Here is a 20,727-nt window from a genome sequence, read left to right as displayed (position 1 = left end):
TTCATGCGCTTCGCCTTCCGCCGTTCCGCCCTGTTCGCCGCCGCCTCGCTGATCGCGTTGGGCTTCGCCGCGCCGTCCCTGGCCCAGGAGGCGCCCAAGACGCCGCCGGCTCAGGACGCGCCGGCCCAGCCCGCGCCGGCAGCCGAGCCGGAACCGACGCCGGAACCGGACGTCGACGTCCCGGCCGATGAAACGACCGAAGAAGCCGCCGAACCGACGGTCGCGCCGATTCCTCCGGTCTGGGCGCCGATCCCGACCGACGCGGCGCAGCACAGCGCCTATGGCCTCTATCTGGCGGGCCGCAACGCCCTGGTTAGCGGCGAGAGCGCGGCGGGCGCCGCCTATCTGGCGCGGGTCGAGGCCCTGACGCCTGAACAGCCGCGCGTGCGCGAACAGGCCTTCACCGCCGCCCTTCTGGCCGGCGACCTCGACGTCGCGGGCCGGATCGCGCCGGAAGGCGAGGGGGTCTCGCCCGTCATCGTCCAGGCCGGACGTCTGGTCTCGGCGGTTCAGACCTTCGTCGGCGGCGACGCCCGCCGTGCGAACGCCCTGTTCAAGGCCGCGCCCATCGGCGCGCCGCATGACCGCGCCGGCCTCTATGTCCAGGTCTGGGTCGCGGCCGCCGCCGGCGACTGGGACCGGGCCCTGGCCGCGCCGCCGACGACGCTGGATCCGATCAGCACCCTGGTGGCGCGCGGCAACCGCGCCCAGCTGCTGGAGCTTCGTCGTCGCTACGATGAGGCCGACGCCGAATGGCGCGACCTGACCAGCCACGCCATCGCTTCGTCCCTGTTCCGGCTGCCCTATGGCGAGTTCCTGGAACGGCGGGGCAAGCGCGACCTGGCTCTGGCCCAATATGACGCCGCCATCACCGCTGGCGCGACCGATCGCGCCACGCGTCGGGCGCGCGAACGCGTCCTGGCCAAGGGACGTCCGCCGGCCGCCCCGACCTGGCGTCAGGGCGCGGCCCTGGCGCTGAAGACCGCCGCCGATCAGGCCGTCGCCCAGGGCGCGCTGGAGTTCGGCGTGGTCTATCTGCGTCTGGCCCTGAACCTGAACCCCGACGACCAGACCCGGCTGATGATCGGCCAGACCTTGCAGCAGGCCGGGCTGGAGCCGGCGGCCCGCGCCGCCCTGTCGCAGGTCACCGAGAAGGATCCCGAGCTCTACGCCGCCGCCCGGGTGCAGAGCGGCCTCAGTCTGGAAAAGGACGACCAGTCCGAGGCCGCGTTGGCCGAACTGAAACGCGCCGCCGCCGCCCGCCCGAACGAGGCGACCATCGCCTATATGCTGGCCGGCCAACTGGTGCAGATGAAGCGGTACGAGGAGGCGCTGGCCCTGCTGAACGGCCCCTTGCTGAACGCCGCCGATCAGGGGTTCGAGGTCCATTTCCTGCGCGGCGCCGCCTATGAGGCGCTGAACCGCAAGCCCGAGGCCGAGGCCGAACTGTGGGTCGCCCTGCAGCAGCAACCCAATAGTCCGACGGTGCTGAACTACCTCGGCTATCTGTGGGTCGACAACGGTACGCGGGTCGAGCAGGGGGCGGCGATGATCGCCCGCGCCTTCGCCGCCGATCCGTCGGACGGCAACATCCAGGATTCGCTCGGCTGGGCCCAGTATCGCCAGGGCCAGTTCGAGGCGGCGGTCGATACGCTGGAGCGGGCGGTGGCCAAGGAGCCTGCCAACGCCGAGATCAACGACCACCTCGGCGACGCCTACTGGGCCGTGGGCCGCCAGCGCGAGGCGGGTTTCCAGTGGAACCGCGTCCTGACCCTGGACGTCGATGCGGAACGCAAGGCCGAGGTCGAAGCCAAGCTGCGCGACAAGCTGGGCCAGGAACCGACCGGCGACAAGGGCGCGGGCGTCGGCGCAGGGACGGGCGCGGAGAGCTGACGTCGTGACGCTGACCGGGCTCGCGCCCGCCAAGATCAACCTCTTCCTGCATGTCGGGTGCGTGGCGGCCGACGGCTATCACCCGCTCGCCAGTCTGGTCGCCTTCGCCGACGTGGGCGACGTCGTGAGCGTGACGCGCGCCGAACGCCTGTCGCTGAGCGTGACCGGCCCGTTCGGCGGGGCTCTGGCGGGCGAGGGCGAAAATCTGATCCTCAAGGGGCTTCGCGCGCTGGGCGACGCCGCCGGGATCGGCGCGCCCCTGGTCGCCGTGACGCTGGACAAGCAGTTGCCGATCGCGGCGGGTCTGGGCGGCGGTTCGGCCGATGCGGGCACGGCCATCCGGCTGGCGGCGCGCTTGCTGGACCTCGATCTGGACGAGGCGGCGCTGGAAAGCGTCGCGGGCGAGGTGGGGGCGGACGGGCCGATGTGCCTGCGCGCGCGCCCGGCCTGGGCGACGGGCAGGGGAGACGCCCTGACCGACGAGCCGCGCCTGCCGCCGCTGCACGCCGTGCTGCTGAACCCCGGCCTGCCGTCGCCGACGGGGGCTGTTTACCAGGCTTATGACGATGCGCCCCAAGGCGGGGCGGACTGCCCGGAAGCCCCCGCCGACTGGTCGCCCGTCGCCGTGATCGACTGGCTGGGGGCGCTGCGCAACGATCTGGAGGCGTCCGCCCTGCGCGTCACGCCGGGCATAGGCGAGGCGTTGACGGCCATGCGCGCTGCGCCCGGTTGCCGCCTGACGCGGATGTCGGGTTCGGGCGCGACGGTGTTTGGATTGTTTGACGATGCGGCGGCGGCTGAAGCGGCCGCGGGCGCGCTGCAACGCCCCGGCTGGTGGGTGCGGTCGTGCGTCCTCGCTGGCGGCTAGCTTTTTCGTCATCCCGGAAAGCGCACAGCGCTTATCCGGGACCGCAGGAAGCGGCGGCGTCTGTTGCGGTCCCGGCTCTGCGCGGCTGCGCCGCTTGGCCGGGATGACGGAATGGAGGGCTCGCCTCCGGTTGAACTCGACTGCGCCGCCCTCTAGGGTCCGCGCTCAAATTTTGCGCTGCGAAACGAGCCGCCGTGACGACCGAACCACTCGCCTTTCAAGACCTGATCCTGACCCTGCATAAATATTGGGGCGACCAGGGCTGCGCCATTCTGCAGCCCTATGACATCGAGGTCGGCGCCGGCACCCTGCACCCGGCCACGGTGCTGCGCGCGCTCGGCCCCAAGCCGTGGAAGGCCGCCTATGTCCAGCCGTCGCGCCGTCCCGGCGACGGCCGCTATGGCGAGAACCCCAACCGGCTGCAGCACTATTACCAGTATCAGGTCGTCCTGAAGCCGAACCCGGACAACCTGCAGGAGCTTTATCTCGGCTCGCTGGCCGCCATCGGCATCGACCCCAAGCTGCACGACATCCGCTTCGTCGAGGACGACTGGGAGAACCCGACCGTCGGCGCCTGGGGCCTGGGCTGGGAGGTCTGGTGCGACGGCATGGAGGTGACGCAGTTCACCTATTTCCAGGGCGTCGGCGGCATCGAGGTCGACGTGGTCTCGGGCGAGCTGACCTACGGGCTGGAGCGTCTGGCCATGTATGTTCAGGGCGTCGACAACGTCTATGACCTGAAGTTCAACAAGGAAGGCCTGACCTACGGCGAGGTCTTCCTCGAGAACGAGCGCCAACAGAGTGAAGCAAACTTCCACGGCTATGACGTCGCCGCGCTGAAGCGCCGCTTCGAGGACATGGAGCGCGAGGCCGCGCACTTCCTGACCATGAAGGGTCCGCAGGGCCAGCCGCTGGTCCTGCCCGCCTATGACCAGGTGCTGAAAGCCTCGCACCTGTTCAACCTGATGGACGCCCGCGGCGCCATCGCCGTCGCCGAACGCCAGAGCTACATCGGCCGCATCCGCGACCTGTGCAAAGCCTGCGCTCTCGCTCAAGTCGAACACGAACGGGCGACCGCATGACCTCCGTCTCTGGAATCCTCTCCTTCGATCTGGCCGACACCAATCTGGAACAGCACCCCGGCGAGCCGATCTCGCTCTTCTCCAGCGGCCGCGTGGAAATCGAAGGTCAGGAGTCGTGGGCCGAGGTTCGCATCGTGCGTCACGCCAATGATCTGAGCAGCCACCTGACGGCGCAGCCGGGCGGCTGGCGCGGCGTGGTCGTGGTCAGCGAGGAATGGTTCGGCATCCTGCAGAACGCCTTCCTGACGCCGCAGACCTTCCTGCTGAACATCTCTTTCAGCGGCGAGCCGAGCGCGGCTGACGCGCCCCTGGCCCTGCGGGACATCGCCCTAACCCTGATGCGGTCTGCCGCCACGACCGAAGAGTCCGCCGCCTGATGCCCCAGCTTCTCCTCGAAATCTTCTCCGAAGAAATCCCCGCCCGCATGCAGCAGGGCGCCGCGCGCGACCTGGAACGCATGGTCTCCGAGCGTCTGAAGGCGGCGGGCCTGACCTGGGACGCGCTGAACGCCTTTGCTGGGCCGCGCCGTCTGACGCTGGTGATCGACGGCTTGCCGACCGCCGCCGAAGACCGCAACGAAGAGGTCAAGGGACCCAAGACTTCGGCACCCGCTCAGGCGCTGGAAGGCTTCCTGCGCAAGACCGGCCTGACGCAGGACCAACTGGTCGAGCGCGACGGCGTCTGGTTCGCCGAGATCAGCAGCAAGGGCCGCCAGACGACCGAGGTCTTCGCCGAGGCCGTCGATCAGATCGTCCGCAGCTTCCCCTGGCCCAAGTCGATGCGCTGGGGCACGGGAACCCTGCGCTGGGTGCGCCCGATCAAGCGTATCATCGCCCTGTTCGACGGGGCGGTGGTCCCGTTCGAGATCGACGGCATCCACTCAGGCGATGTGACCGAGGGCCATCGTTTCCTCGGCAGCGGCAAGCCGTTCGCGGTCAAGGACTTCCCCGACTATCGCGCTAAGCTGGAACGCGACTTCGTCCTGCTGGACGTGGCCGACCGCAAGCTGCGCATACTGGACGCCGCCAAGGCCGCCTGCGCCGCGCGCGGTCTGGCTCTGGTCGATGACGACGGCCTGCTGGACGAGGTGGCGGGTCTGGCCGAATGGCCGACGCCGATCCTGGGCGACATGGACCCGCAGTTCCTGTCCCTGCCGCCCGAAGTGGTCCGCCTGTCGATGAAGGTGCACCAGAAGTATTTCGCCGTGCGCGATCCGTCGAAAGACGGTCTCGCCCCGAACTTCCTCGTGGTCTCCAATATCGAGGCCACCGACGGCGGCAAGGCCCTGTCCGCCGGCAACAGCCGCGTCCTGTCGGCCCGCCTGAACGACGCCCGCTTTTTCTGGGACGAGGACCAAAAGGTCGGCTTCGACGCCTGGAACGACAAGCTGAAGGGCGTGACCTTCCACGCCAAGCTCGGCACGCTGGCCGAGCGGGTCGAGCGCATTGCGGTGCTGGCGCGCGAGATCGCCCAAGTCATGAAGGACCAAGGCTTCGATATTGAGCCGGAACAGGCTTTCGAGGCTGCGCGCATTTCCAAGGCCGATCTGGCCTCGGGGATGGTGAGCGAATTCCCGGAACTGCAGGGGATCATGGGCGGCTACTACGCCCGTCTGGCCGGCTATCCCGACGCCGTCGCCGACGCCGTGCGCGACCACTACAAGCCGCAGGGTCCGGGCGACACGGTCCCGACCGCCCCGGTCACCGTCGCCGTCGCCATCGCCGAGAAGCTGGACACCCTGGTCGGCTTCTTCGCCATCGACGAAAAACCTACCGGCTCGCGCGATCCCTACGCCCTGCGCCGCGCCGCGCTGGGCGTGATCCGGCTGGTGCTGGAGAACGGGGTTCGGATGTCGTTGTCCGAGCCATTCGCTCGAGGCTACGTGCGCGCACTGATTTCTATGCTCCGCTGGGCAGGCGATACCTTGGGGGAGCAGACCGTTAAACAGATTCAGCGGGCTGGTTTTGAATCCATTCTGAGTCTCGACGGTCATATCCAAAATACGATCATTGAGTTTAATCGCCGCTTAGAAGCGGGGATGTATCCCCCGGCGACTAGCGCCGAACTGCTCTCCTTCTTCGCCGACCGCCTGACCGTCCTGCTGCGTGACCAAGGCCAGCGTCACGATCTCGTGGCTGCCGTCTTTGCTCTGGGCGACGACGATCTGGTGCGGATCGTGCGTCGGGTGGAGGCGCTGGCCGCCTTCCTCGCCACGGACGACGGGGCCAATCTGCTGGCCGGCTACAAGCGGGCGTCGAACATCCTCAAGGCCGAGGAGAAGAAGGGGCCGCTGCCCGAGGGCGCCGTCGCCACCGGCCTGGCCAACCAGCCGGCGGAAGAAACCGCCCTGGCCTTCGCCGCCGCCGCCGCCGCGACCGCCGTGGACGCAGCCCTGGAGACCGAAGACTTCGCCGCCGCCATGACGGCGCTGGCGCTCTTGCGCGGCCCGGTCGACGCCTTCTTCACCGGCGTCATGGTCAACTCCGATGTGGCCGAGGAGCGTGAGAACCGCCTGAAGCTGCTGGGTCAGGTGCGCGGCGTCATGGGCCGGGTGGCGGACTTCGGGCAGATCGCGGGCTAAACTCTGACCCTTCTCCCCTTGCGGGAGAAGGTGGCTGGCGCAGCCAGACGGATGAGGGGTTGCGGGACGTCAAAGTCTTGCGGCCCCTTTTTGCGTCGAGAGACCCCTCATCCGGCCCTGACGGGCCACCTTCTCCCGCAAGGGGAGAAGGGCAGGGGTGTGAAACGACACATCCTCACACGCATTGTTACACCCGCGGCCTCGCCTTCGCGCCTGCAGCACGCTAGTCAGGGCCACCTTAAGCGGGACTCAAAGCACCCGCGCGGCAAGACCACGGCTCAGGGACTGCAAGATGACCAAGTGGGTGTACGGCTTTGGCGGCGGATCCGCTGACGGCGATGCGTCGATGAAGAACCTTCTCGGCGGCAAGGGTGCGAACCTGGCCGAGATGTCGTCCCTCGGCCTTCCGGTGCCGCCCGGCTTCACCATCACGACGGAAGCCTGCGTCCACTATTACTCCAACGGCGAAACCTATCCGGCCGAGCTGGCCGCGCAGGCCGCGGCCGGTCTGAAGACCGTCGAGGGCATTGTCGGCAAGACCTTCGGCGATGCGTCCAACCCCCTGCTGGTCTCGGTGCGCTCGGGCGCCCGGGCCTCGATGCCGGGCATGATGGACACGGTGCTGAACCTGGGCCTGAACGACCAGACGGTCGAGGGGCTGGCCAAGCTGTCGGGCGACCGCCGCTTCGCCTTCGACTCCTACCGCCGCTTCATCACCATGTATTCCAACGTGGTTCTGGGCATCGGCCATGATCAGTTCGAGGAGGTTCTGGACGACCACAGGGATCGTCTGGGCGTCTCGATCGACACGGCCCTGACCGCCGCCGACTGGGAAAAGGTCGTCGGCGACTACAAGATTCTGGTCGAGCGCGAACTGGGGCAACCCTTCCCGCAGGACCCGCATGACCAGCTGTGGGGCGCCGTCTCGGCCGTCTTCGCCAGCTGGATGAACGACCGCGCGAAATTCTATCGCCGCATGCACGACATCCCCGAAAGCTGGGGAACCGCCGTCAACATCCAGTCGATGGTGTTCGGCAACATGGGCGAGACCAGCGCCACCGGCGTCGCCTTCACCCGCAACCCCTCGACCGGTGAAGCCAAGCTTTACGGCGAGTTCCTGATCAACGCCCAGGGCGAAGACGTGGTCGCGGGCATCCGCACGCCGCAGTCCCTGACCAAGGCCGGTCGCGAGGAAATGGGCGAGACCGCCTCCTCGATGGAAGAGGCCATGCCGGTCGTCTTCGCCGAGTTCGTCGACGTGGTCGGGCGGCTGGAAAGCCACTATCGCGACATGCAGGACATCGAGTTCACGGTCGAGCAGGGCCGTCTGTGGATGCTGCAGACTCGCAACGGCAAGCGCACCGCCAAGTCGGCGCTGAAGATCGCCGTCGATTTGGCCTCGGAAGGCGTGATCTCGCAGGAAGAGGCCGTGTCGCGGGTCGAACCCGCTGCCCTGGACCAACTGCTGCACCCGACCCTGGACCCCAACGCCGCCCGCACCGTCGTGGCGGCGGGCCTGCCGGCCTCGCCCGGCGCGGCCACCGGCAAGATCGTCTTTGACGCCGACGAGGCCGAGCGCCTGTCGCAGGTCGGCGACGCCGTCATCCTGGTGCGCGAGGAAACCTCGCCTGAGGACATCCACGGGATGCACGCGGCGCGCGGCATCGTCACGGCGCGCGGCGGCATGACCAGCCACGCGGCCGTGGTGGCGCGCGGCATGGGGCGTCCCTGCGTCTCGGGCGCCGGCGAAATCTCGATCAACGAGAAGGCCGGGACCTTCACCGCGCGCGGCCGCACCTTCAAGGCCGGCGAGATCATCACCATCGACGGCGGCAAGGGCGAGGTGCTGGACGGCGCCGTGGCCATGATCGAGCCGGAACTGACGGGCGACTTCCAGACGCTGATGGCCTGGGCCGACGGCGTGCGTCGCCTGAAGGTCCGCGCCAACGCCGAGACCCCGCTGGACGCCAAGACCGCGCGCGGCTTCGGCGCCGAGGGCATCGGCCTGTCGCGCACCGAGCACATGTTCTTCGACGAGGCCCGCATCGCCGCCGTGCGCGAGATGATCCTGGCCGACGACGAACAGGGCCGCCGCATCGCCCTGGCCAAGATCGCGCCCTTCCAGAAGGCCGACTTCGCCGACCTGTTCACCATCATGGCCGGCCTGCCGGTGACGATCCGCCTGCTGGACCCGCCGCTGCACGAGTTCATCCCGCACACGGACGCCGACATCGACGCCCTGGCCGCCGGTTCGGGTCTGGACGCCGCCAAGCTGAAGCGGCGCGCGCGTGAGCTGCACGAGACCAACCCCATGCTCGGCCACCGCGGCTGCCGCCTGGGCGTCGCCTATCCCGAGATCTACGAGATGCAGGTCCGCGCCATCCTCGAGGCGGCGCTGGAGGTGAAGAAGGCGACCGGCGTCGCCCCGATCCCGGAGATCATGCACCCGCTGGTCGCCCTGGGTCTGGAGATGAAATACCTGCGCGAACTGACCGACCGCACGGCCAGGGCTGTGTTCGCGGATGCGGGCGACAGCGTCGAATATCTGGTCGGCACCATGATCGAACTACCGCGCGCGGCGCTTCGCGCCGCCGATCTGGCCGAATACGCCGAGTTCTTCAGCTTCGGCACCAACGATCTGACCCAGACGACCTTCGGCATCAGCCGCGACGACTCCGGCCACTTCCTGCAGGCTTATCTGGACAAGGGCATCTTCGAGACCGATCCCTTCGTCCGTCTGGACCAGGATGGCGTGGGCGACCTGATCCGCATCGCCGCCGAGCGCGGTCGCGCGGTCAAGCCGGACATGAAGATGGGCATTTGCGGCGAACACGGCGGCGACCCGTCCTCCATCGCCTTCTGCGAGAGCGTGGGCCTCGACTACGTCTCCTGCTCGCCCTACCGCGTGCCGATCGCCCGTCTGGCGGCGGCCCAGGCCGCGCTGTCGGCCCGTTCCGGCGAAGAGCGCGAGAAGGACCGCTAGAGCGAAATCGGTTCAGATGCGATCGCATCTGAACCCAGATATTCGCTCCAGCATCAATCCTGGAGCCTGATCCACCGATCAGGCTCTAGGGCCTGTTTCAGGTCTGAGCGTGCAAGGGCGGTCCTTCGGGGCCGCCTTTTTCGTGCCGGATAAAGGTCGTGATCGACGTAACGACGTATGTGTCTGGTGGCGCACGGTAACGTCTATGTATTCGTCAGTCTATGGAACGTCTCGGCGGGGCGCCCATTTACTCCCTCACTGGATGGGGCCGGTGACCGCAGAAGTCACCACATCTAGTTTTGCTAGGAGTTATAGAAACAATGCGTAACATTATTCTCGCCGCCGCCGCCATTTCTGTTTTTGCCGCTCCGACTTTTGCTCAATCGGGACCTGACGCCCGCGGTTACGGCTCGCTGGGCTACACGCATCTTGAAGGCGACTCCGCCACGACCGGCGCCGTGACCGGCCGTCTTGGCGTGAACCTGAACCGCTACCTGGCCGTCGAAACCGAGGCCTCGGTCGGCGTCAAGAACGACGACTTCTCCGTCGCCGGGGTGGACGGCAAGATCAAGCACGAGTGGGACGCCGCCGGCTATGTGGTCGGCAAGTACCCGGTCAGCGACAAGCTCGAGTTGTTCGCTCGTGGCGGTTACGGCCACACCGAACTGAAGCAGGAGTTCCCCGGCGCCAACACCGACGTGGGCGGCGACAGCTGGAACTACGGCGTCGGCGCCAACTACTACCTGGACGGCAAAAACGGCGTCCGCGCCGACTGGACCCGTCGCGACTTCCGCGACAACGGCGGCGAGGCTGACGCCTATTCGGTCAGCTACGTCCGTCGCTTCTAAGGCCTGACGTTCACAGTTTGGCGCTGAATACGACGAAGGCCCGCTCCGGAAGGAGCGGGCCTTTTCGTTCGTTTGAGAGGCTGTCTAGGCCAGACCCGGGGCCAGGGCCCAGCGCAGCGAGTTCTCGCCGAACGGCTTGATGAAGAAGTCGCGGTAGCGTTCGAACACTTCGATGATCTTCATCTTCAGGTCGTGGGTAACGGATTCGCCGCGCTGGCGTTTCAGCGCCGCGACGCAGTTGACCACGATGTCCTGATGGGCTGAACCGCCCATATGTTTCAGCACCGTCGCCACATCATGGGCCAACGGGTCGCTGAGCTTCTCCGCCCACGGTGAAACTGTCTGAGTCATTCGGGCGCCATCCCCCCACGTTCTCGACACCCGTAACGGTTTGCAAAATTTTGCGAACAGTGCAAGCGGCGCCGGAAATAATGATTCCTGTTATGCGGCATCAGGGGCGCTTTTGCACAAAAACCGTGCCTGCCGAATAGCCCGCCCCGAAACTGCAGATCAGCCCGACATCACCGGGCGCGAACCCGTCCTGTTTCAAATGGAAGGCGATGATCGACCCGGCCGACGAGGTGTTGGCGTAGTCGTCGAGGATGATGACGTTCTCTTCGGCCTCGGGCTCGCGGCCCAGCACCTTCTTGCCGATCATCTGGTTCATGTTGATGTTGGCCTGGTGCAGCCACAGCCGCTTCAGGCCGTGCGGGTCCAGGTTCAGCTCGGCGGCGTGGTCCAGGATCATCTCCGAGACCATGGGCACCACCTCCTTGAAGACCTTGCGGCCCTGCTGGACGAACATCTTGTCGGTCAGGCCGTCGGAGGAAACAGGCTCGCTCTCGTCCGTCGGCAGGGCGGCGCGGTTGAGGAAGCCGAAATTATTGCGGATATTGTTCGAGAAGCGGGTCTGAAGCCGCGTGCCGACGATGTCCCAGCCGCCCGATCCGGCCTGATCCTCGGCCTCGACGATGACGGCGGTGGCCACGTCGCCGAAGATGAAGTGGCTGTCGCGGTCCTTGAAGTTGAGGTGCGCCGAGCAGATCTCGGGATTGACCATCAGCACGGCCTTGACCGAGCCCGAGGCCACGAAGTCCGCCGCCGTCTTGATGCCGAAGGTGGCCGAGGAGCAGGCCACGTTCATGTCGAAGGCGAAGCCCTCGATCCCCAGCGCCTGCTGCACCTCGATGGCCATGGCGGGGTAGGGGCGCTGCATGTTGGACGCGGCGCAGATGACGGCGCCGATCTCGCTGACCGGCTTGCCCCAGGCCTTGATGGCGTCCTGAGCCGCCTTCACCCCCATCTCGGCCAGGATCGACAGCTCGTCGTCGCCGCGCGCGGGCAGGTGCGGCAGCATCCGCTCGGGATCGATGATGCCGCTCTTGTCCATGACGAAGCGCGACTTGATGCCCGAGGCCTTCTCGATGAAGCCTTCCGACGACGGCGTCTTCAGCTCCAGCTCGCCGGCCGCGATGGCCTCGGCGTTCTCGGCGTTCCAGCTGTCGGCCCAGGCGTTGTAGGCGGCGACCAGTTCGGCGTTCGAGACGGACTGCGCCGGCGTGAACAGGCCGGTGGCGGAAATGACGGCATTATGCACTGGAGTGGTTCCCTGACGCTCGGCGCGCGGCGCCTCGCTCCGTGAGGGAACATGGAGTCCCCCGCGCTCGACAAGCGGATAATGTCTGCGCCTCGCGGCGAAGTTCGGGCGACATCGCGACCGGACGAGTCCGTAGCGATAACGAACCTTCTCAATAGGCCGGTGGCGCGCTCCGGTCGAGGCTGGCCTTGATGCCGCGCCACCATCGATTGATCCGCCCGCGCGGCGGAGCGGGCAGGGGATGGTCGCGCGCCGCGATCAGGGCCTCGACCAGGTCCTCGGCCTCGCACGGCCAGCCCTCGGGCGTGACATAGACGGGATAGCCGATCAGGGCGGCGTGGATGACGCTTTGCAGCGAGGCGCGGCGAGTGCGGCGCTCGAACGTCAGCTGATCGTCGGTCAGGCCCCAGCCCGCATAGAAGGGCCGGCCATAGACGCTGACCGGCTTGCCCCGCATCAGGGCTTCGAACCCGGTCAGGGAGGTCAGGGTCGCCAGGCGGTCGCAGGCGTTCAGGCAGTCGATGATGTCCAGGTCGTCGGCCGAGGCGTCGACCTCCTCCATCGCCGCATGATCCAGCAGGCCCGGTCGATTGCCCGCCGTTACGTCCGGGTGGTTGCGATAGATCAGGAAGGCGTCGGGATGATCCGCTCGCGCCGCCTTCACCAGCCCCGAGTTGGTACGCAGGTCGCCGCAGCCCATCATGATGGAGCGGTCGTTCTCGACCTGACCCACGACCAGCAGGATCGGCCTGTCGGTGGGCCAGTGCGCCGGAACGCCCGCGCCTTTCAGATTGTATTTCGACAGGCCCGCCTCGACCACGCGGGCGCGCAAGGCTTCGGCCCGCGCCGTCTGATCCGGCGACGGTTCGTCCGCCTCGATCAGGCTTTCCAGACGGCTGGGCCGGGTCGGGTCGTAGTAGACGCCCTGATCGTCCAGGGCGACGGACAGGGCGCCGAAGAAGTCGGACCCCAGCCCGCGTGAGCGAATGAAGCCGTCCTCCATCCGCACGACCGGGCCCTCGAAGGCGTCGGCGGCGGCGCGGATTTTCGGCGTCTCCTTGCCGGCCCACCAGATCAGCTTGCCGCCCGTCGCCCGCGCGTGGGCGACGGCGGCGGATGAGCGCCAGAAGTAGCGGACGCGGCCCTTGGGCGAATTCAGCAGGCGGCGCACCGGCGGCCGCTTGGCCGGGGCGAAGCCGACGGCGGCCCAGTCGCCCGCCAGTCGGTCGGCCCGGTCGCGAAGCGCAATCAGCCGTTCCAGGGCCTGTTCGGCTTCGCAGCGCTGACCAGTCACCGGGTCGACGTAGCGGGTGTAGGCGATCAGCGCCGCCGCCGCGACCTGCTCCAGATCGCGCGCCACGCCGCGCCGCCCGGTCTGGACCGCATCCGTCGTCAGCCCCCAGCCCGAATAGAAGGGCGCGCCGAAGCAACGCACGGGCAGGCCGCGCAACAGGGCCTCGAACCCCAGGGCGGAGGTCACGACATAGACGGCGTCCACGGCCGCCAGCAGGTCGGCGGGCCGCACGTCGGTGTCGATCAGGGTGACGCCTTCCAACTCGCTCGCCGGGATGCAGCCCTGCTTGCGTCCCGCCGCCACCGCCGGGTGGCGTTTGACGATCAACTGGGCGCCCGGCTCCGCGCGCCGCGCGGTCGCCAGCATGTCGGAGAAGCTGGCCTCGCTCGCCAGCCCATAGCCGATGGAGGCGTCACCCGCCGTCTGATCCACGATCAGCACCCGGCGCCCCGGCTTCAGCACGGCGGGGTCCAGGGGGGCACCCATATTGGTCTTGGTTATGCCGGCGGCGACGATGCGGCCGATCAGGCCGCGGGCGCGGGTCCGCAGGGCGGCGTCGCACCAGTCGGGCGCGGTCTCGATCAGCCGCTCCAGTCGGCTGGGCCGCGTGGCGTCGTAATAGACCCCCAGGTCGTCGACGATCAGGCTGAGGCTGGTCGCCCCGCTCTCGCCCAGGCCCACCGAGCGCAGGAAGCCGTCCTCCAGCGCCACATAGGGTCTGCCGTTCTTCTCGGCCCAGCGCCGGCCCGCCGCCGCCGTCGGCTTCATGCCCCAGCCCAGCACCGCCTCGGTCTGCGGTCCTGGCAGGGCGGTCGGCGCATAGTCGGGCAGGAAGGCTTTCAGGAACGGGACCTGCAGCACGCCCGGCGCGCAGGCCCAGGCGCGGGTTTTATGGAGCGTCGGCTGCGGTGCGATCATGAGGTGTGTCTAGGGGCAACGCGGGCAGGACGCCACTCTCCAGCTTCCTTCTCCCCTTGCGGGAGAAGGTGGCGGCCGAAGGTCGACGGATGAGGGGTCTCGTGACGTTTGCCGGTGCAGAGAGATGCCAGCACAGGGAGACCCCCTCATCCGACCTCGCTCCGCTCGGCCACCTTCTCCCGCAAGGGGAGAAGGGATTGTCTTAAGAGCCGGCCAGCAAATCCTGCGCCTGAGCCAGATGCAGCCGCTCCACCATCTCGCCTTCGACGCGGAGGACGCCCAGCCCCTCGGCTTCGGGGGCGGCGAAGGCGGCGACGACGGTGCGGGCCCATTCGATCTCTTCCGCCGACGCACCGAACGCCGCATGGGCGGCCTCGATCTGCGACGGGTGGACCAGGCTCTTGCCGTCAAAGCCGTAGAGCCGCCCTTGCGCGCATTCGACCGCAAAGCCTGCCTCGTCCTTGATCCGGTTGAACACGCCGTCGACGGCTAGCAACCCGTTGGCCCGAGCATGGGCCACGACCGCCGCCAGCCAGGGCTTCAGCGGTTCGCGATCGGGCGAGGCGCGGGTCTTCAGTGCCTTGGCCAGATCGTTGACGCCTAGCATCAGGCCGGCCAACGCCCCGCCCGCCTCGGCTATGGGTTTCAGATCGACCAGGGCGCGCGGGGTCTCGATCATGGCCCACAGATCGGCGCCGGGGCGCATCCTGTCCGACAGGGCGCGCACGGTCGCGGCGCTCTCGACCTTGGGCGCGACGATCAGATCGACCGGCGCGTCGCGCAGCGCCTTCAGGTCGTCGGCGCCCCAGGGCGTGTCCAACCCGTTGATCCGCACGCCCAGGCGCGGGCCGAAACCGCCTTCGCGCGCCGCCGCGACCGCCGCCGCCCGCGCCTCCGCCTTCATCCCGGGCACGACCGCGTCCTCCAGATCCAGCACCGCCACGTCGCAGGCAAGGCCGCGCGCCTTCTCGATGGCCCGCGCGTTGGAGCCGGGCAGGTAGAGGACGCTGCGGGCGCGCATCAGACCCGGCCCGTGACGGGGACCAGGGCGCCGGTGATCGCCCGCGCTTCCGGCGAGGCCAGGAAGAGGATGGCGGCGGCCAGATCGGCGGGCGCGACCCACCTGGCCGGATCGGCGTCGGGCATGTCGGCGCGGTTGGCCGGGGTGTCGATGATGGAGGGCAGGACGGCGTTGACCGTGACCGAGGTCGATTTCAGCTCGTCGGCCAGGGCTTCGGTCAGCCGGTGCACCGCCGACTTGGACGCGGCGTAGGCGCCCATGCCGTGCGCGGCCTTCAGCGCGCCATGGGCGCCGACGTTGACGATCCGCCCCTCGGCCGAGGCCTTCAGGTGCGCCAGGGCGGCGCGGCTGGCGTTCAACGTCGTCTTCAGGTTCAGGGCGTGCATCCAGTCCCATTCATCGCCGCCGCCCTCGACGGCCTGCCAGACGAAGCCGCCAGCGATGTTCAGCAGGGCGTCCAAACGGCCGAAGCGGGCGACGACCGCCTCCATGGCCTGCGCGGCGGCCTTGGCGTCGGTCAGGTCGACGCCGCCGACCTCCAGCACGCCTTCGGGCACGGCATGGCCGCTGGCGTGGTCTATGACCGCCACCTTCAGACCCTGCGCCAGCGCGGCCTCGACTGCGGCCCGGCCCAGCACGCCATGTCCGCCGGTGATCGCCACGACCCGTTCGCCCATTGTCCCGCTCCCTGATGGTTCGGCGCGGACCATAGCGGGGCCTGTCAGCGGATCAATCGGTCCAGAGGCGCGCCGCGCCGCGCACGCCTGAGGAATCGCCCCATTTCGCCGGAACGATCCGCCCTTCCCAGTGATCGGAGAAGACGTAGCGCCCCACGATCTCGGGCAGGCGGGCGTACAGTTCGTCGACATTCGACATGCCGCCGCCCAGGACGAAGACCTCGGGATCGACCAGATTGACGACCATGGCCAGCGCGCGCCCCAGCTGGTCGATGTAGCGGTCCAGCGCCGTGACGGCCCCCGGGTCGCCCCGACGCGCAGCCTCGACGATCGCCTGAGCCTTCCATGCCCGTCCCGTCGTCGCCTCGTGATCGCGCTGGAAGCCCGAGCCGGAAACCCAGGTCTCCAGGCACCCGTTCAGTCCGCACCAGCAGGCGGGGCCCGGCGCTTCGTCGGCGGTCGGCCAGGGCAGGGAGATGTGGCCGATTTCGGCGGCGACCCCATGCGCGCCCTCGACCAGCCCGCCGTTGATCACCAGTCCGCCGCCGCAGCCGGTGCCCAGAATGACGCCGAAGACGCTGGGCGCCCCCGCCCCCGCCCCGTCCATCGCCTCCGACAGGGCCAGGCAGTTGGCGTCGTTGGCCAGCCGCACCGGGCGGCCCAGCGCGATCTCCAGATCCTCGGCGAAGCGACGGCCGTTCAGATAGGTCGAGTTGGCGTTGCGGATCAGGCCGGTGCGCGGGGAGGGCGAACCCGGAATGGCCAGGCCGACCGAGCGCGCCGGACCCGCCTCGGCCTCGACCCGCGCGATCAGGTCCGCAACCAGGGCCAGGGCGGCGTCATAGGTTCCGGGGTTCGGCGCGCGGATCCGAGCGGCGAAGGCGCCAGCGTCATCCAGCGCCGCCGCCTCGATCTTGGTGCCGCCGAAATCGACGCCGATCCGCATCAACCGGCGAACACCTTGGCCATCAGCCGCTCCAGCGCCTCGGCGTCCCCGGCGTCGAAGGCGGCCTTTTCGGTCGCGTCCACGTCCAGCACGGCGATCAGGTCGCCGCCTGCGTCCAGCACCGGCACGACGATCTCGCTGGCCGAGCGGCTGTCGCAGGCGATGTGGCCGGGGAAGGCGTGGACGTCCTCGACCACCTGGGTCTGGCGATCCCGCGCCGCCGCGCCGCAGACGCCGCGTCCGAACGGAATGCGCAGGCAGCCCAGCGTCCCCTGATAGGGGCCGACCACCAGTTCCTGCGGCTTAGCCTCGTCCACGACGTAGAATCCGGTCCAGAAGAAGACGGGAAAGGCGTCCGCCAGCATCGACGCCACGGTCGCCATCCGCGCCGTCCCGTTCGGCTCGCCGTCCAGCACCGCCAGAATCTCGGCCTCGACCTCGGCATAGCGTTCAGCCTTGTCGGCGGGGCGGTCGTCGCGGGCGACATAGGACATGGCGGCTCTCCGAATGGCTCATGGCCATATAGGCGAAACCTCGGCGGACGATAGGGTTGCGGATGCTCACGGCCGATAGCGGCGCCGCAGAGGGCGCAGCAGGTCTTGTGTTCGGTTGAGAAACGCGCACGAAAAAGGCCCGCCGTTTCCGGAAGGCCTCGTGATTACTTCGACTTCTTCGACCCGGGCGGAGCCTTGTCGATCAGGTCTTTCATGCTCGGATTGGAAGCATTCGTCTTTGGCTGGACCTTTTTGGTCTTCCCCTTCGATTCTCTCACGTCGTCTTGCCTTTCATGTGCGGGGAGAAGACTAGCAGCTAAACTTCCGGCAATTGAGGCGGCATTGTCCCGACAAAAAATAAGTTCTTGAGCGCGGCGGCAGAAATCTGAGGAGGCGAAAAGGCTTCCGCCGAAGCAGGCCTGCCCATCGAATGACATCACGCGTTAGGATGGTGGAGTAGGGCGCTCGTTCCATGACGGCGTCGGTCCCTGCGCGCGATGAGGCAGGAGGAAATTGGTAGGCCTGGAGGGACTCGAACCCCCAACCAGACCGTTATGAGCGGTCGGCTCTAACCATTGAGCTACAGGCCCCCAAGGGGAGCGCTGTGCCTAGCAGGCGTCGCGGCCGCTGCAAAGACGCCCGGAACCTGTCTTGCTTTTCATGCCGATGAACGGAACCTGCACAGGGGGCTTGAGCGTTTGTTCAGGCTGAAACGGCCAAGGTAGGTCGTGGCTGGCGAACACGCCCGCCCATTGGATTTTGACGGAGACGATGATGACCCGCACTGCACGCGCCATGATGCTGGGCACGGCCCTGATGACCTTGGCCGTTCCCGCCGTCGCCTCCGCACAGGCTCAACCCGGTTCCGCGCCAATGCAGATGCAGATGCACGCCATGGCCCAGCAGCCCGCCCTCAACCTGTCCGCCTATGGCGAAGTCCGCGTCGCGCCGGATCAGGCGACGATCAATTTCGGCGTGGTGACGGAGGCTGTCACGGCTCAGGAAGCCATGGCCCGGAACGCCCAGCAGATGACCCGCGTCGTCGCCGCCCTGCGCCGCGCCGGCATCGCCGAACGCGACATCCAGACCTCGGGTCTGAACCTGTCGGCGCAATACGACTATCAGCAGAACGAACCGCCCAAGCTGCGCGGCTACCAGGCCTCGAATCGCGTCACCGTCGTCATCAACGATCTGGCCAAGGTCGGCACGACCGCGGACGCCGTGGTCGCGGCGGGCGTCAACCAGATCGACGGCATTTCCTTCGGCCTGAAGAACGCCAAGGCGGCCGAGGATCAGGCTCGCCTGCTGGCCGTGCGCGCCCTGCAGGACAAGGCGCGGCTCTACGCCCAGGCCCTGGGCGTTCAACTGGGCGGGGTGCGCACCCTGACCGAGGGCGGCGGCTATGCCCCCGAACCGCCGCGTCCGATGTACGCCCGCGCCATGGCGATGGACGCCGGAAACGCCTCGACCCCGGTGTCGGCGGGCGAACTGACCGTCCGCATTGACATCAGCGGGACCTACGACATCGGCCGCTGATCGGCTGAATTGAGCGCAAGGGGAGGGGCTGCCGGCGACGGCGGGCCCTTTCTGCCTTTCATTACCGCGCCTTCATTTGACGGTGATCGCGCGCGCCCTATGCTCGCGCTCGGCCGCGCGTGGCCATCTGACTGGACGGCCGCCTTTTTCATGAAACAGTTCTTCCTGACCATGCTCGGCGTCTTTGCCGGGCTTGTGGCCTTCTTCATCGTGCTGCCGATCGCGGCCCTGCTGTTCTTCGCCGCGGCGGCCGGCGCGTCCAAGCCGGCGACGCCCGCCCATACGGTGCTGGAACTGGACCTGCGCGAGGGGCTGACCGACCAGCAGCCGACCAACCCCTTCGCGGTCTTCGGCGGTTCGGGCCTGTCGGTGGTGCATATCGTCGACACCCTGGCCCAGGCCGAGAAGGATTCCAGCGTCAAGGTTCTGCTGGTCCGCGCGCCGGAAGGCGGCATGACGCCCGCCGCCGCCGACGAAGTGCGTCAGGCGATCAACCGCTTCCGCGCCTCGGGCAAGACCGTCATCGCCCACAGCCAGGGCTTCATGCCCGTCGGTGCGGTAGTTTCCAGCTATATGGTCGCGGCCAGCGCCGACCAGTTGTGGATGCAGAACACCGCCAGCTTCCAGGCCGCGGGTCTGTCGACCGACAACATCTTCCTGGGACGCGCCTTCCAGAAATACGGCGTCAAACCCGAGTTCGAGCAGCGCTACGAATACAAGAACGCCGTCAACGAGTTCACGCAGAGCGACTTCACCGCCCCGCACCGCGAGGCGATGACGGCGTGGATGACCTCCATCTACGACGGCGCCCTGGCCAATGTCGCGCGCGACCGCAAGACCACGCCCGAGGCGCTGAAAGCCGTCGTCGAGGCCGGTCCCTATTCGGCCGAACAGGCCCTGTCGCTGAAACTGGTCGACAAGATCGGCCAGGTCGAAGAGGCCGAGGCCGCCGCCAAGGCCAAGGCCGGCAAGGACGCCAAGATCGTCAAGTTCGGCGACTACGCCTCGATGCAGGGCGCGCGCACCGGCTCGGGCAAGTCGGCCATCGCCATCGTCGGCGGCGAGGGCGCGATCATGACCGGGCGCGGCCAGAGCGCCTCGCCCTTCGGCTCGGGCTCGGACATCCGTTCGGACGACACGGCCAAGGCCATCTATGACGCCATCGAGGACAAGAGCGTAAAGGCCATCGTCTTCCGCGTCTCCTCGCCGGGCGGTTCGCCGGAAGCCTCGGAGCAGATCCTGGCCGCCGTGCGTGCGGCCAAGGCGGCGGGCAAGCCGGTGGTGGTGTCCATGGGCGCCTATGCGGCCTCGGGCGGCTATTGGGTCAGTTCGGAAGCGAACTGGATCGTGGCCCAGCCCTCGACCCTGACCGGCTCCATCGGCGTCTTCGGCGGCAAGTTCGTTCTGGCCGACGCCCTGGGCCGCTTCGGCGTCGACATGCGCGGCCTGTCGGTCGGCGGCGACTACGCCTCGGCCTTCTCGCCGTCGCAGAGCTTCGACCAGGGACAGCGCGCCGCCTTCGCCGCCTCGATGGACCGGGTCTATGAGGAGTTCGTGGCCCGCGTCGCGACGGGCCGGAAACTGCCGGTCGAACGGGTGCGCGAGATCGCCCGCGGCCGGGTCTGGACCGGGGCGCAGGGCAAGGCCCTGGGTCTGGTCGACGAACTGGGGGGGCTGAACGAGGCCGTCATCAAGGCCCGCCAACTCGCCAATATCCCGACCAGCGAGTCGGTGCGGTTCAAGCGCTTCCCCACGCCGCAATCGCCGTGGGAAGCCCTGGCCTCGGCGTTCGGCGCCTCGGGCCAGGCGGCCGAGGCCATGATCTCGGTCGGTCGCGTCATGGGCGATCCGGCGGCCCAGGCCATGCTGAACCGGGTCGAGGCCGACCGGATGCGCAGCCGCGGCGCGCTGGTGCTGGCCGATCAACCGGCTTTTTGAAGGGCCCATCCTTCAGAGCCAAGACCCTGACTGATGCGTGATGTCGCAGTC

16 protein-coding genes and 1 tRNA gene are annotated in these 20,727 nt (G+C 68.2%); 9 read left to right on the top strand and 8 right to left on the bottom strand.

The window, feature by feature from the left end; all coding sequences use genetic code 11:
* Positions 1–3 precede the first annotated feature (3 nt).
* From AB4Y68_RS11170 to AB4Y68_RS11140, 7 genes are all read left to right on the top strand, one after another.
* Positions 4–1,893 (top strand): tetratricopeptide repeat protein, encoded by a 1,890-nt coding sequence (locus tag AB4Y68_RS11170; RefSeq protein ID WP_441455761.1) that lies wholly within the window; start codon positions 4–6, stop codon positions 1,891–1,893.
* A gap of 4 nt (positions 1,894–1,897) precedes the next feature.
* Positions 1,898–2,761, top strand: coding sequence for a 4-(cytidine 5'-diphospho)-2-C-methyl-D-erythritol kinase (locus AB4Y68_RS11165; protein WP_441455760.1), 864 nt, complete (start codon positions 1,898–1,900; stop codon positions 2,759–2,761).
* A gap of 194 nt (positions 2,762–2,955) precedes the next feature.
* On the top strand, positions 2,956–3,843 hold the full coding sequence (locus AB4Y68_RS11160; RefSeq protein WP_441455759.1) for a glycine--tRNA ligase subunit alpha: 888 nt from the start codon (positions 2,956–2,958) through the stop codon (positions 3,841–3,843).
* Positions 3,840–4,220 (top strand): hypothetical protein, encoded by a 381-nt coding sequence (locus tag AB4Y68_RS11155; RefSeq protein WP_441455758.1) that lies wholly within the window; start codon positions 3,840–3,842, stop codon positions 4,218–4,220. The genes AB4Y68_RS11160 and AB4Y68_RS11155 overlap by 4 nt, the downstream gene beginning before the upstream one ends.
* Positions 4,220–6,424 carry a glycine--tRNA ligase subunit beta gene (gene glyS / locus AB4Y68_RS11150; RefSeq protein WP_441455756.1) on the top strand — a complete coding sequence of 735 codons (2,205 nt, stop codon included), beginning with the start codon at positions 4,220–4,222 and terminating at the stop codon, positions 6,422–6,424. The genes AB4Y68_RS11155 and glyS overlap by 1 nt, the downstream gene beginning before the upstream one ends.
* A gap of 292 nt (positions 6,425–6,716) precedes the next feature.
* Positions 6,717–9,407, top strand: a complete 2,691-nt coding sequence (gene ppdK / locus AB4Y68_RS11145) for a pyruvate, phosphate dikinase (protein ID WP_441455755.1) — start codon at positions 6,717–6,719, stop codon at positions 9,405–9,407.
* Between the two features lie 320 nt (positions 9,408–9,727).
* A complete protein-coding gene (locus tag AB4Y68_RS11140; RefSeq protein WP_441455753.1) occupies positions 9,728–10,255 on the top strand; it encodes a porin family protein in 528 nt (175 codons plus the stop codon).
* Positions 10,256–10,339: 84 nt separating this feature from the next.
* On the opposite strand, the gene AB4Y68_RS11135 is transcribed toward AB4Y68_RS11140, so the two are convergent.
* The 8 genes from AB4Y68_RS11135 to AB4Y68_RS11100 form a co-directional block, all read right to left on the bottom strand.
* On the bottom strand, positions 10,340–10,606 hold the full coding sequence (locus AB4Y68_RS11135) for a hypothetical protein (protein WP_441455751.1): 267 nt from the start codon (positions 10,604–10,606) through the stop codon (positions 10,340–10,342).
* A gap of 100 nt (positions 10,607–10,706) precedes the next feature.
* Positions 10,707–11,852, bottom strand: a complete 1,146-nt coding sequence (locus AB4Y68_RS11130; RefSeq protein WP_441455750.1) for a beta-ketoacyl-ACP synthase III — start codon at positions 11,850–11,852, stop codon at positions 10,707–10,709.
* 151 nt (positions 11,853–12,003) lie between these two features.
* Positions 12,004–14,064, bottom strand: coding sequence for a capsular polysaccharide biosynthesis protein (locus AB4Y68_RS11125; protein WP_441455749.1), 2,061 nt, complete (start codon positions 14,062–14,064; stop codon positions 12,004–12,006).
* 202 nt (positions 14,065–14,266) lie between these two features.
* Positions 14,267–15,085, bottom strand: a complete 819-nt coding sequence (locus AB4Y68_RS11120; protein WP_441455747.1) for an HpcH/HpaI aldolase/citrate lyase family protein — start codon at positions 15,083–15,085, stop codon at positions 14,267–14,269.
* Entirely contained in the window at positions 15,085–15,762 is a 678-nt protein-coding gene (locus AB4Y68_RS11115; RefSeq protein ID WP_441455745.1) for an SDR family NAD(P)-dependent oxidoreductase, read from the bottom strand. Before AB4Y68_RS11115 ends, AB4Y68_RS11120 begins: the two co-directional genes overlap by 1 nt.
* A gap of 52 nt (positions 15,763–15,814) precedes the next feature.
* A complete protein-coding gene (locus AB4Y68_RS11110; protein WP_441455743.1) occupies positions 15,815–16,711 on the bottom strand; it encodes an ROK family protein in 897 nt (298 codons plus the stop codon).
* Entirely contained in the window at positions 16,708–17,202 is a 495-nt protein-coding gene (locus AB4Y68_RS11105) for a GAF domain-containing protein (RefSeq protein WP_441455741.1), read from the bottom strand. The genes AB4Y68_RS11110 and AB4Y68_RS11105 overlap by 4 nt, the downstream gene beginning before the upstream one ends.
* A 514-nt stretch (positions 17,203–17,716) precedes the next feature.
* Positions 17,717–17,792 (bottom strand) — tRNA-Ile (locus tag AB4Y68_RS11100).
* 184 nt (positions 17,793–17,976) lie between these two features.
* On the opposite strand from AB4Y68_RS11100, the gene AB4Y68_RS11095 reads away from it, so the two are divergent.
* On the top strand, positions 17,977–18,738 hold the full coding sequence (locus AB4Y68_RS11095; protein WP_441455740.1) for an SIMPL domain-containing protein: 762 nt from the start codon (positions 17,977–17,979) through the stop codon (positions 18,736–18,738).
* 150 nt (positions 18,739–18,888) lie between these two features.
* Positions 18,889–20,676 (top strand): signal peptide peptidase SppA, encoded by a 1,788-nt coding sequence (gene sppA, locus AB4Y68_RS11090; protein ID WP_441455739.1) that lies wholly within the window; start codon positions 18,889–18,891, stop codon positions 20,674–20,676.
* The last annotated feature ends 51 nt before the right edge of the window (positions 20,677–20,727 follow it).

Source organism: Brevundimonas sp. 2YAF1, from assembly GCF_052114745.1.
Taxonomy (GTDB): domain Bacteria; phylum Pseudomonadota; class Alphaproteobacteria; order Caulobacterales; family Caulobacteraceae; genus Brevundimonas.
This window is presented reverse-complemented; position numbering and strand designations above follow the sequence as displayed.